The 12,475-nt window shown below is 64.4% G+C and carries 10 protein-coding genes and 1 pseudogene; 2 read left to right on the top strand and 9 right to left on the bottom strand.

The window, feature by feature from the left end; genetic code table 11:
• Nucleotides 1-146: 146 nt before the first annotated feature.
• The 5 genes and pseudogenes from putA to ASD02_RS40510 form a co-directional block, all read right to left on the bottom strand.
• Nucleotides 147-3,854: a trifunctional transcriptional regulator/proline dehydrogenase/L-glutamate gamma-semialdehyde dehydrogenase gene (gene putA / locus ASD02_RS02515; RefSeq protein ID WP_025425760.1), complete on the bottom strand. Its 3,708-nt coding sequence runs from the start codon at nt 3,852-3,854 to the stop codon at nt 147-149.
• Between the two features lie 189 nt (nt 3,855-4,043).
• Nucleotides 4,044-4,358, bottom strand: coding sequence for a YkgJ family cysteine cluster protein (locus tag ASD02_RS02510; protein WP_025425761.1), 315 nt, complete (start codon nt 4,356-4,358; stop codon nt 4,044-4,046).
• A 310-nt stretch (nt 4,359-4,668) separates the two neighbouring features.
• Nucleotides 4,669-5,475, bottom strand: coding sequence for a phosphodiesterase (locus ASD02_RS02505; RefSeq protein ID WP_025425762.1), 807 nt, complete (start codon nt 5,473-5,475; stop codon nt 4,669-4,671).
• Between the two features lie 129 nt (nt 5,476-5,604).
• Nucleotides 5,605-5,904 carry a hypothetical protein gene (locus ASD02_RS40515; protein ID WP_337797695.1) on the bottom strand — a complete coding sequence of 100 codons (300 nt, stop codon included), beginning with the start codon at nt 5,902-5,904 and terminating at the stop codon, nt 5,605-5,607.
• 15 nt (nt 5,905-5,919) lie between these two features.
• Nucleotides 5,920-6,465: pseudogene (locus ASD02_RS40510) on the bottom strand (sel1 repeat family protein); the annotation flags it as partial.
• A 231-nt stretch (nt 6,466-6,696) separates the two neighbouring features.
• Between ASD02_RS40510 and ASD02_RS02495 the strand changes: the two are divergent.
• The gene (locus ASD02_RS02495) at nt 6,697-7,317 is read left to right on the top strand and encodes a FecR domain-containing protein (protein WP_025425764.1); all 621 of its coding nucleotides are present in this window, start codon (nt 6,697-6,699) and stop codon (nt 7,315-7,317) included.
• A gap of 68 nt (nt 7,318-7,385) precedes the next feature.
• Here ASD02_RS02495 and ASD02_RS02490 read toward each other — a convergent pair whose 3' ends face one another.
• Together ASD02_RS02490 and ASD02_RS02485 are read right to left on the bottom strand one after the other, a co-directional pair.
• Complete coding sequence (locus ASD02_RS02490) at nt 7,386-9,260, bottom strand: CHASE2 domain-containing protein (protein WP_025425765.1); 1,875 nt, start codon at nt 9,258-9,260, stop codon at nt 7,386-7,388.
• A 5-nt stretch (nt 9,261-9,265) separates the two neighbouring features.
• The gene (locus tag ASD02_RS02485) at nt 9,266-9,970 is read right to left on the bottom strand and encodes a Crp/Fnr family transcriptional regulator (RefSeq protein ID WP_025425766.1); all 705 of its coding nucleotides are present in this window, start codon (nt 9,968-9,970) and stop codon (nt 9,266-9,268) included.
• 265 nt (nt 9,971-10,235) lie between these two features.
• Between ASD02_RS02485 and ASD02_RS02480 the strand changes: the two genes are divergently transcribed.
• Nucleotides 10,236-10,658 carry a DoxX family protein gene (locus tag ASD02_RS02480; RefSeq protein ID WP_025425767.1) on the top strand — a complete coding sequence of 141 codons (423 nt, stop codon included), beginning with the start codon at nt 10,236-10,238 and terminating at the stop codon, nt 10,656-10,658.
• A 71-nt stretch (nt 10,659-10,729) separates the two neighbouring features.
• Here ASD02_RS02480 and ASD02_RS02475 read toward each other — a convergent pair whose 3' ends face one another.
• Nucleotides 10,730-11,158, bottom strand: coding sequence for an RbsD/FucU family protein (locus ASD02_RS02475; RefSeq protein ID WP_025425768.1), 429 nt, complete (start codon nt 11,156-11,158; stop codon nt 10,730-10,732).
• Complete coding sequence (locus ASD02_RS02470; protein ID WP_025425769.1) at nt 11,158-12,390, bottom strand: ROK family transcriptional regulator; 1,233 nt, start codon at nt 12,388-12,390, stop codon at nt 11,158-11,160. The genes ASD02_RS02475 and ASD02_RS02470 overlap by 1 nt, the downstream gene beginning before the upstream one ends.
• Nucleotides 12,391-12,475 lie beyond the last annotated feature (85 nt).

Here is a 12,475-nt window from a genome sequence, read left to right as displayed (position 1 = left end):
TGATAGCGGATTGCTGCCAAATGCGCCATCCGGCGCACGCAGGTAGCGCGGTCGTCAAAGTCCGAAGCGGCGGACCGGAGCAATGAGAACTGATTTATCCCTCTCCCCCGTGGGGGAGAGGGCCGTACTTGTTGATGCAGGCCGGCTCAGCCGATCGCCATCAGGCTGGCATTGCCGCCGGCAGCGGCGGTGTTGATCGAGGTAGACACCTCTTCCAAGAGCCAGTTGAGGCAATAGGCGTCGGGGTTGCGGCCGATCTCGTCAGTCGAGGCGGCCTGGACCAGAACCAGCGGACCCGGCAGGCCGGCGATCACCTTGTTCACCTCACGCACACGCTCGCCGTCGCCTTCGACCAGTGCACCGGCGAAGGGGCCGTCCGCCGACCAATCCTTCGACCAGGACAGGCGGGTGGAAACACTTGCCGGCAAGGTCTTCAGCGAGGACTGCAGGCCCGACGCCGCGTCGATGACGACGGTGTTGCCGGTCGCCAGTGCCGCGCCGAGCTGGCGATAGAGGCCGGTCTCGGTGGCTGGCACCAGGAGCACGCGGCCGCGAGGATGCAGCGCATAGAGGTTACGCTCGCCAACCGGGCCTGGAAGCTCGGAGATGAGGCCGAGGGCCGAGTTGCTGCCGGCTGTGCGGGCGGCTTCGGCTTCCGCCTTGACACCCTTGCCGTCGAGCCATTTGGCGAAGTCGAGCAGCGCCGGATCGGTGTGGACGGAGCTGTGCTGCGGCGGCACCGGGGCGGTGGCGACGAGGCGGCCGAGATAGAGCGGACCGCCTGCTTTCGGGCCGGTGCCCGAGAGGCCACGACCGCCGAAGGGCTGTACGCCGACGACAGCGCCGATGACGTTGCGGTTGACGTAGAGGTTGCCGGCCTTCACGCGAGACGTGACGTGGGCAATCGTCTCGTCGAGGCGGGTGTGCAGGCCGAAGGTCAGGCCGTAGCCCGTCGCGTTGATATCGTCGATCAACCGGTCGAGATCGTCACGGCGGTAGCGGATGACGTGGAGAACGGGACCGAAGACCTCGCGCTTGAGGTCGGAGAGCTTTTCGAGCTCGACGATCGTCGGCGGCACGAAGGTACCGAGTTCGGTACCGGACGCGAGGCCGATCTGCTCGACCTTGCGACCCATGCCGCGCATGGTTTCGATGTGCTTCTCGATGATCCCCTGCGCTTCCGCGGTGATGACAGGGCCGACGTCGACGGAAAGCTTGTCCGTGCGGCCGATCTTCAGTTCGTGCAGCGCGCCCTTCAGCATCGCGAGGATGCGGTCGGCGACATCTTCCTGCAGGCACAAGACGCGCAGCGCCGAGCAGCGCTGGCCGGCGCTGTCGAAGGCCGAGGCGATCACGTCGCCGACGACCTGTTCGGCGAGCGCCGAACTGTCGACGATCATGGCGTTCTGGCCGCCGGTTTCGGCGATCAGCGGGATCGGCCGGCCCGACGGCGATAGCCGGTCGGCCAGCTGCGCCTGGATGAGGCGTGCGACTTCGGTCGAGCCGGTGAACATCACGCCGGCGATTTCAGGCGCGGCAACCAGTGCCGCACCGATGCGACCGTCACCGGGCAGGAGCTGCAGCGCGTCGGCCGGAATGCCGGCTTCGTGCAGGATGCGCACGCCCTCGGCGGCGATCAGTGGCGTTTCTTCCGCCGGCTTTGCCAGCACCGGGTTACCTGCGACGAGTGCTGCGGCAATCTGGCCGGCAAAGATCGCCAGCGGGAAGTTCCACGGGCTGATGCAGACGATTGGTCCGAGCGCCTTATGAGCAGGACCGAGTGTGCGGCGGGTCTGTTCGGCATAGTAGCGCAGGAAGTCGATCGCTTCGCGCACTTCGGCGATGGCGTTCGGCAGCGACTTGCCGGCTTCGCGCACGATCAGGCCGAGCAAAGTCGGCATGCGGGCTTGCATGATGTCGGCTGCACGCACGAGGCAGGCTGCACGCTCTGCCGGTGAAACCGCCGACCAGCTCGAGGCGGCCTTCGCGGCAAGGCTTGCGGCCTGGCGGGCGTCCGCTTCCGATGTCTCGGTGACGGCGCCGACGATATCGCGGTGGTCGCCGGGGTTGACGACCGGGCGGGTCTCGCCCGATGCAGGACCGGTTGCCAGTTGCGGCACCGCGCGCCAGTCGATGGCAGCACTGGCCTTGAGCGCTTCGGTTAGCGATGCGAGCGAGGTTTCGTTGGAAAGGTCGAGACCACCGGAGTTCGGGCGTGCATCGCCGAACAAACCGACCGGCAGGGCGATCTGCGCGTGCGTCGCGCCGACGACAGGCATGGCGCGCACGATGTCGACCGGATCGGCAACCAGTTCGTCGATTGAGACCTTCGGGTCGGCGATGCGGTTGACGAAGGAAGAGTTGGCGCCGTTTTCAAGCAGGCGGCGCACCAGGTAGGCCAGCAGCGTCTCGTGCGTGCCCACGGGCGCATAGATGCGGCACGGCCGGTCGAGATTGCCCTTGCCGACGACTTCGTCGTAGAGCGGTTCGCCCATGCCGTGCAGGCACTGGAACTCGTACTTGCCGACCTGGAAGTCCTTGCCGGCCAGTTCGTAGATGGTGGCGAGCGACTGAGCGTTGTGGGTGGCAAACTGCGGGAAGATCACGTCGGTTGCTGCCAGCAGCTTGCGGGCGCAGGCGATGTAGGAAACGTCGGTGTAGATCTTGCGGGTGTAGACGGGGAAGTCTTCCAGGCCGTCGAGCTGCGCGCGCTTGATCTCGGCGTCCCAATAGGCGCCCTTGACCAGCCGGACCATGATGCGGCGGCTCGCGCGGCGGGCGAGGTCGATGATGAAGTCGAGCACGAAGGGGCAACGCTTGCCATAGGCCTGGACCACGAAGCCCATGCCGTCCCAGCCGGCGAGATCCTTGTCGAGGCACAGTTCTTCGAGCAGGTCGAGCGAAAGCTCCAGCCGGTCGGCTTCCTCGGCGTCGATGTTGAGGCCGATGTCGTACTTCTTGGCAATGACCGCGAGTGCCTTCACCTTCGGCAGAAGCTCTTCCATGACGCGGGCCGACTGCGCGCGCACGTAGCGCGGATGCAGCGCCGAAAGCTTGATGGAGATGCCGGGGCCTTCGTAGATGCCGCGTCCGGCCGATGCCTTGCCGATGGCATGGATCGCCGTTTCGTAGTCCTTGTAATAGCGCTCGGCGTCTTCAGCCGTGGTCGCGGCTTCGCCCAGCATGTCGTAGGAGTAGCGGAAACCCTTCTGCTCGAGCGCGCGCGAGCGGCGCAGCGCCTCGTCGATGGTTTCGCCGGTGACGAATTGTTCGCCCATCATCCGCATCGCCATGTCGACGCCGCGGCGGATCACCGGTTCGCCGCAGCGGGCGATCAGGCGCGTCAGCGCGGCCGAAAGGCTGCGGTCGTTGACCGTCGACGTCAGCTTGCCGGTCACGACCAGACCCCAGGTCGCGGCGTTGACGAACAGCGAGCGGCCACCGCCCAGATGCGACTTCCAGTCACCGTCGGAAATCTTGTCGCGGATCAGCGCGTCGCGCGTTGCCGTGTCGGGAATGCGCAGCAGCGCCTCGGCCAGGCACATCAGCGCCACACCTTCCTGGCTCGACAGCGAGTATTCGTGCACCAGTCCTTCGACGCCGGAACCTTTATGTTTTGCGCGCAGGGCCTCGATCAGCTTGCGGGCGGTTCTGGCGGCTGCCTTCTGTGTCTCGGCCGGAAGCGTTGCTGCTTCGACGAGCGGCGGCAGCGCTTCGGTTTCCGGCCGGCGGTACGCGGCGGTGATCGCCTGGCGCAGCGTGCCTTGCGCGCGGATCGGCGGTGCGAAGTCGGCAAAGGGGGCCGGGGCCGCATCGGCCTTTGGGCTGGATTTTTGAAGCTGGGTCTGGCTCATCGAACGCGGTCCTCCGGAAGGCGGTGACAAGGCGCAATGCGCCTTGGATTTCGTGGGCAGAAAATACGCGTCGTCCCGCCGAACATCCATCCGGCAAATTTCGTCATTCTCGGAATGTTTCACTATCGCAGTGCCGGCAAACCGATGGGGATACGGAATGTAGGCTTGAGTGCCGGATGATCCGAAGTTCTACGCGGCCTGCCCGAAGTGCCGTTCGCGCGCCATCAGACACTCGTCGTCACCGGGCATGCAGGTGCGACAGACGATCGGCCTCACAGCGTAGATCTTGCAGGCGACATGCACCCCGAGCTTGCCGCCGAGTGCCGTGCAACGGTTGTCTTCGCAGCGCATGCCGCCGAGGTCGGCGGCGACGTACTCTTCCGGTATCAGGTCGAGTTCCTCGTCCGTCTCCATCGAGAATCGCGGCCAGTCGGAGGAGTAGGCGCAGCAGGCGCCGCAGCTCTGACAGTCGAGGATTTCATCGGTGGCGGTGGTTTGGGTCATGGGCCAACCTAGCATGAAGGCCCGGCGGCCGGAATGCCCCTCATACCAACCTGCACGGATATTGGCCCACTGCGTGGGACCGTCTGCGGTCGTCCGGGAAGGAGCGGACCTTAGAGCGATGCCTGGACATCGGTCGAGGATTGCGAGGCTGCCGGTGGCCGACAGGCGGCCCATCCGAAGGGCCGGGCGCTTTTGGCCTCCTGATAGCGTCGACAATCCTCACCGGACCGCGTGGTCCGGCTCCGGTTTTCTCCTTACAGGAAACCAAAATCGCGCCGGCGCAATGGGTCAATATCCGTGCAGGTTGGTATCAGGCGAAGGCAGCGTCCCGGCGGGCGATTTCGTAATCCTCGGTATGAACGAGAACGCCATCCTTCGTCACCACGGCAATGCCGTAGGCTGCTGGTTCATCGACTGAGAGCGAGGCATCCGGCGCATCGAACGGCATCGGCTGCTGGTGCACCGGGCTCTTGAAGACAGAGAAGGGTATGCCGCGGCTGGAACCGCTGATCGTGCGGTGCACATGGCCGGCGAAGATGTGGCGCACATTGCCGTGGTTCTTCACGAGCGCATAAAATTCCACTTCGTTGACGAGGCGGATCATGTCCATGCCGGTGAAGCCGGTGGCGTGCGGGGGATGATGCATGAAGATGAGCACCGGCCTGTCGCCGGCTTCTGCCAATTGGCGATCGAGCCAGGTAAGGCGTTTCTGGCACAGGAGCCCGGCATGGCTGTTGGGGTAGTCGTAGGGCGGCGCAAACAGCGTGTCGAGCAGGATCGCCCGGCAATCGCCAAAGTCGACCACTTGCTGCACGAAGCCATCGTCGTCCGTTACGGCGTCTGCAAAGACGTCGAGAAACACGTCGCGCCGGTCGTGGTTGCCGATCATGATGGCGGCCGGAGGCAGCAATTGATCGGTCAGCGTTTTCAGCCGCTCGTAGGAGGCGCGGTCGGCATGATGCGCGAGGTCGCCGGTGAAGATCACCCGGTCGGCATCCGCGTGGTAGCGGTTCACATGTGCGATACCGTTGGCCAGGCGCTGGTAGGGATCGAGGCCGATGATCGTCGTGCCCTCGGGCACCATGTGCAGGTCGGTAAAGATAATCAGTTTCGTCATTACATTTCCAGGCGAGGGGTGTCTTCCCGCCACGCTGTAGTGCGCCCGGCTGCACGTCAAGCTGCATCTTTGGGGGGAACCTGTCGGGACATAACGCGGACCGACCGGTTGAGGTCGGCTCGCAATGCGTCACTTGATGCGGCTGGTCTTGTCGAGCATGGCCGTCTCGAAATTGCTGCCGCCGCTGAGTTCGGCGAACTTGCGCTCAGCAAAGGCGTCGCCCTCGGCCGCGGCTTTGCGGAAGATGGCGCGCGCGGCCGATGAATCCTTGGTTACGCCTTCGCCGGTCTCCAGCATCAGGCCGAGATTGACCATCGCGTCGACATTGCCGCGCTCGACGGCGAGGCGATAGAAGCGCGCGGCCCTGGCGTTGTCTTCCGGCACCAGCTTGCCTTCATCCAGGATGACCGCGAGGTTGAATGCGGCGATGTCATCGCCGGCGAGCGTCGCCCGCTCGAACCATTCGATGGCGAGCTTGCCGTTGGCGGCGGTGCCCATGCCGTCGCGGTAGGCGACGCCGAGATTATAGGCAGCGAGGATATTGCCGGCTGCGGCGGCTTTCTGGTTGAGCGCGAATTCGGTCTTGATGTCGCCCTGTTCGCCGACAAGCACCGCATAGTTGGTCATCGCCAGCGCATGGCCGTGTTCGGCCGCTTCGCTGAGGATGCGCAGCGACTGGATCTTCTGGCCGGCCTTGTCGAGCACGCGGGCCAACTGGAACTCGATGCGGGCGCCGGCATGCTGGTTATAGGCCTCGCGGCAGGCCGAAAGGGCGATACCGATCTTCATGTCCTCGGTCGCAACTGCCGGGAAGGCCTGGTTGCGCTGCAGGTCGAAGATGCTGCCCGCCTCGCGGTCGCAGATGTCGACGGCCGAAAGTTCTGCCGCACGGGCGGGAGGAAGCGCGATTGCCGCAAGCGCCAGGAAGCTGACGATGGCGAGAAGCAATGCGTTGAAGATGCGAATGCCTGTTTTGCGCTGATTTTCCATGATGCTCTCCCCGTCTCTTGACGCGAACTTAGCCCGGTGGGTTCGCACTGCCTGTTCCGGCGGTAACAGCCGGATTGCTGGGGCTCTGGCGAAGTGGAGAGGTGGCAAGGAACGCACCATTGCGCGTTCGGCTTGTTTCCGCTGATATCGGGGATATCCTTTGGGAAAGCCGGACGCTCGAGGGCTCGAACGCGTCGAACAGGGAGAAGGACCATGATGGACCGGGAGCTGGTGCGGCAGATGCTGGTGAGCAGGCGCGTCGTCGTTGGTGGCCTGTTGTTGGCGGCCATGGGCGGCGGCGTGGCAACGACCATGGCGAGCCCGGTGATCGGCAAGGCAACGGAAATCCGCGGCGACGTTCGTCGTCGACAGACTGAGCAGGAAGAGGCTCTGGCTGTCGGTGCGCAGATCTTCGACAACGATCATGTGCGCACCGAGGCCGAAAGTTTCGCAACCCTGGCGCTTGGTGCCGACACCCGCGTCCTCTTGGGTGCTGAGACCGATCTGCTGGTCGACAGCTTCATTGCCGGCCAGGGCGGTACGCTCGAACTCGGCATCGGCCGAATGGTATTCGACCGCCCCGAGGGGCTGCCCAAGGTCGATGTTGCCGTCAGGACCGCTTTCGGCATGATCGGCGTGCGCGGCACCAAGTTCTTTTGCGGCCCGAGCCGTGTCGCCTTCGCCGTCTTCGTCGAGCATGGCAGCGTTGCGGTCGCCGCGGGCGGCGTAACGCAGATTGTCGCTGCGGGGCAGGGCGTCGAGTTCCGACAGCGAGGCGACGCGCCGAGCGACCCCGTCAACTGGGGACAGGCGCGGATCCGGGAAGCCTATGCCAGTGTTGGCCAACAGTAGCGTCGGCAGCACCACGAGGAGCAATTCTCTGCCTCAATCGATGCCGACCATGGAATTCTGCAGTGGCGCTACACCTGTTCAGGGTCGGCGACTGTGAAGAGTTCCATCGTGGCAAAGCCGCGGATTTCATGGCTGCCGAGCGAGCGAAGCCGTTGCTTGCTTTCAGCTGCTGCAGCCGGGCCGACGCAGATGGCCGTGCCCAGAAATTTGTTTGCCTCCTGCAGTCGCGCTGCAAGGTTGATGGCGTCGCCATGGGCGGTGTAGTCGAGCTTGCCGCCGGCGCCGACTTCGCCAAGCACCGCCTGACCCGTCTCGACCCCGATGCGCGTGCGCCCGAAATCCCGTGCGGCAAACTGCGGTCGCCTGCGCATTTCTTCGGTCAACGCATGGATTGCCTTGGCGCATTCGATTGCCTTGTCGACATGATCGGCCAGATCCTCCGGCGCGTTGAAGAAGGCGTGCACGGCGTCGCCGACCACCTTGTCGACCATGCCGCCATATTGCGCTACCAGCCCGTTGACCTCGGTAAAATAGATATCGAGCAGGGCGATGAGGTCGCGCGGCCCGAGTTTTTGCGAAAGCGTCGAAAAGCTCTCGATGTCGGTGAACAGCGCCGTCACCGCCCGTTCCTCGCCCGCAACCCGGGCAGCACCTGGATTGTCGATGTAGCGCGCGACGACGGATTGCGGCAGGTATTGCGAGAATTTTTCCCGCGCCGTCGCTTCCGCCCGCCTGACATGGGCGAACTGCAGCGTGCTGGTCACTGCCAGCACGGCAGCAAGTGCGACTGAAATGCTCACTGCATCGACGAGCCAGCCGCTGGTGCGGTAGATCGCGGCAGTCGCCGCGACGACGACGGCAACCGCGACGATGCCGAGCACGGCCGATGTCATCGGCCGGAGCCTTGCCGCGCCATAGGCGGCGGCAATGCCCGCTGCCAGCGAGAACAGGGCCTCGATGACGGGAAGCCGCGCGTCACGCCGTGGAATGAAACCGGTGGCGATCGCATTGGCGATATCGGCATGGATCTGAACCGAGGGCTCGAGCGGCATTGAGGCGCTCGGCCGGAGGCCGCCGAGATTGGGCAGGCTGCTGCCGATGAAGACGAGTTTGCCCGCAAACCTGTCGCTGCCTGCTTTCCCTGAGAGAACGTCGGCTGCCGAAATGGTCCGGGCGGCGATCAAGTCAGGGGTGCTCGCGACGAAGCGCAGGCTGCCGGTATCGTCGAGTGTGATCACCTGCCTGTCGAGCCGCAGCCAGGCTGGGTCGCCGCCGAGTATCGGCGTTCCTGCACCCATCATCAGCCGCGTCGCCTCGATCGCAAGCGTCGGATAGGCCTCTTCGCCGAGAACAGCGAAAGCCTGCACCCGTCGGATACGGGCATCCTCGTCGCCGACAAGAAATGATGCGGCCGCCGCCTTGGCGTGATCCATGAAGGAAGGGCAGGAGGTTTCCGCGCCGTCGAGGAACCAGAGTTCCGGTGCTGCGAAGGGGCGGCTCAACGCCAGTGGCGGAGCCGGGCGAGGGCGCTCCTGCAGCGTATCGGCAATGAGAAAGCCGAGAACGACGGGGGTCTTCGAAAGCGCTTGCGAAAGCGATGTATTGCCTGGCAGCTCTGCCGCACAATCGGAACTGAAGACGAAGTCGACGGCGATGACCTTGGCGCCGGCCACGGTCAGTCCGGATAGGAGTTCGGCGGTTGCCGCCCTGTCCCAGTCTCCATCAGGCCGGGATTGGTAGGCCGCCCGGTCGATATCGACGACGACGATGTCGGGCGATTGCGGTGACGGCACCCATTGCATCAGGCGGTCGAAGAACAGCTCCCGCTGCGTTTCGAATACCGGTTCCGCATAGAAATAGAGTGCCAATGCGACGATCAGGCTCGTCAGGATCCCGCCGGCGAGCGGAGTGAAGCGAAATTGCCGGCGAGGTTGCACGGTCATGCCGCCTAATCCTCTTCAGGATCGGCGATGCTCAGCAGCCGGCCGACCTTGCAGGCGATGATCCCTTCTCCCCGCTTGATGGCGCCGCTCTCCTCTAGCCACAGAATGGCCCGGTTGACCTTGGGGCGACTGGCGCCGAGAACGCCGGCGATATCCGTCTGGCTCATCGTCAGCCGCAGATTGGCGCTTTCGGGAAGCTCGTTGCCGTGGATCTGCCGGAGTGTGGCCAGGAAGAACCGCGCAACGCGGGCGTTGAGGTCATAGAGCGCGATGGTTTCCAGCCGCTCGGTGGTGTCGCGCAGCTGGGCGCAGAGAAAGCGGATGACGGACTCAGCTGCCGCCGGCCGGGTAGTGACCATATCGAGAAACGCCTTCTTGCCGATCACGTAGCCTTCGGACGCCGTCTGCGCCGTGGCGTCTGCCGACCGCGTCTGGCCGTCGAGCACCGCCATCTCGCCGAAGATCGCGCCGGCTTCATGCTGGCGCAGCATCAGTTCGCGGCCCTGCGGTGTGATCAGAGAAAGCTTGATGCGGCCCGATATGACCACGATCATATAGTTGCCTTCGTCGCCACGCTGGAAGATCACCGTGCCGGCCGGCCACTTTCGATAGGTGGCGATATCGGCGAGATCCTCGATCGTTTTCTTGTCGAACCCTTCGAAGATCGCGAATGAGTGCCAGAAGGCCGGGCTCCTGTTGATTTCGTTCATGAGATGCCCCCGCGCGGCGTCCCCTGCCGCGCCTGAATTTCACCCAGCAGCCCCGTCCTTGCAACAGAAAAGAACACTTGTGGCCGAACCAGCGCTCGCTAGGACGAAAAGCACTGCACAGACTGGGCCGCGGCTCAAATGTCGGTTGACGATAAATCCCGGTTGTCTCTACGTTGTGAACGATCTGTCGCCGGGCGTGCGGCTAGATGAATTTGAAAATGCTGATACTTCTGCTGCCAACACTCGTTTCTCACAGGAGCCTCGCATGTCTCAGAATGTCGTCGTCCTCATCGGGCGCATTCTCCTTTCGATCATGTTCATCACCGCTGGCTTCGGCAAGCTGACTGATCCCGCCGGCACCGCCGGAATGATTGCTAATGCCGGCTGGCCGGCAGCAACCGCGCTTGCCTATCTCGCCGGCGCTTTCGAGCTGATCGGCGGTCTTGCCGTTCTGGTCGGCTTCCAGACGAAGATTGCAGCCTACCTGCTGGCTCTGTTCTGCCTGGTCACCGCCTTCGTCTTCCACAGCGGCGCAATCAACATTCCGACGTTCCCGCCGGAAGCCAACGGCCTGCTGAGCGTCTTCAACGGCCTGATGATGATGAAGAACATCTCGGTTGCCGGCGGCTTCCTGGTGCTTGCCGCCTTCGGCCCGGGCGCACTGTCGATCGACGCACGTCGCGCCTAAGACATTCCAGACATGAAACGAAAAAACCCGCCGGTTCCGCCGGCGGGTTTTTCGTTTTGTCGCCCGATCCGTCAGGGATAGATCACGCCCTTGCGCAGGATGACGTTGCCGTAAAGCCGCGGTTCGCTGGTCTGCACCACCGTGTGCGCCGCTTGCACCCGCGGATAGAATTCCGGGCCGAGCAGGGGCACGACCGTTCGTGCCGGCTCATGCCTGCCGCAGCAATCGATGATCTCCCGGTGGACGGGATCTAGCGCGTCCCGGTCCTGCTTGACTGTAGCGCGGAAGATCGCCGCCGGCACGAAATCGTCGATCGGCATCACGCTGAGAATGGCGTCCAGCACCGGGATCAGCCCGTGGCCGTCGAGCCGAACCAGCCGGCGAGCATGTTCCTGGCCGGGATAGTTGCCGTCGACCAGCGCAATCTCGTCGCCATGGCCCATTGCCCTAAGCGTCGCCAGCAATTCGGGGCTGAGGATCGGGTCTATGCCTTTCAGCATCAGCTGAGCTCCTTGAAGAGGACGTTGGTGTCGAGCAGGTAGCGGGAGAACAACGGCAGGCTCGCGCCGCCGATGGCGCGGGCATGGCTGCCGACCAAACCTTCGACCAGTTCCGGGATCGTCACGCCCTGCAGGTCGAGGTCGTAGAGCGCCTTGCGCGTTGCCGTCAAAAGCCGGGCGCGGACCCAGGGCGGGAAGCCGCCGTCGATGACAACGGCGGAGAAGTCGATGATCGAGGCGGCGGAGACGACCGCCTGGGCAAGGGCTGCCGCACTGTCGTCGATCCAGATCGTGAGTGGCTCACCGAAATCGATCCAGTCGTCGGCCGAATACCACAGCGGCTTCGGATCGATGCCGCGTTCGCGCAGCAGGTTTTCGAGCACGAAGACCGAGGCGATCTTCAGGAGCTGGATGGTCTTGCCGTCCTTGCCGGAAACCGGCAGCGGGCCGACGGCGCCGGCGGTGCCGGTGCGGCCGGAAAAGAGCGCGGAATTGATGACGATGCCGCCGCCGATGAACGAGCCGATGTAGAAATAGACGAAGTCGGGATAGCTGGCGCCGACGCCGAAGGCGAGTTCGGCGCCGCAGGCGCTGGTGCCGTCATTCTGCAGGAACACCGGGTGGCGGGTGCGTTGGGCCACGATCGCCTGCAGGTCCACCTCGCGCCACCGGTTCATTTCTTCCCGCGGGGCGCCGACTTCTTCCGCCCAGTTCCACAGTTCGAAGGGCGTGGCGATACCGACCCCAGCGATGCGCTTGCGCTCCTCTGGGCTCAGTTGCGCCTCGAGTTTCTCGATGCCGCCGACGATGAAGTCGACCAGTTCGCCGGGCAGCGGATAGGCATGGATCTGGTGCAGGTGCAGGCGGATATTGCCGACGAAATCCATCAGCACCAGGTCGGCACTTCGACGCCCGATCTTCACCCCAAAGGAAAACACCGCATCCGGGTTGAGCCGCATCGGCGTCGACGGCTGGCCGACACGGCCGCGCACCGGCGCGCCGCGCACCAAGAGGCCATCGCTTTCGAGCGCCCGCATGATGACGGAAACGGTCTGCGCCGAAAGGCCGGAGCGTCTGGCGATATCCGCCTTCGACAGCTCGCCGTGACGCCGCACCAGCGACATCACCAGCCTCTCGTTGTAGGCGCGCACGCGCGTCTGGTTCGCCCCGCCGCTCGGGTCGATGACCTCAGGTTGTATCGGTCCCCTGTCGGGGCCGTCTGTCAATGACATGCCACCGTCTCCTCCCGTTGGCATTGGTGCCCGCTTGGCGCGGGTCTGTTGTTTCCGCTCTGGGCGGACCTGTCAATTTGCGCGA

The sequence above is a fragment of the Ensifer sp. Root1252 genome (genome assembly GCF_001425885.1).
In the GTDB taxonomy this organism is placed as follows: domain Bacteria; phylum Pseudomonadota; class Alphaproteobacteria; order Rhizobiales; family Rhizobiaceae; genus Ensifer; species Ensifer canadensis.
This window is presented reverse-complemented; position numbering and strand designations above follow the sequence as displayed.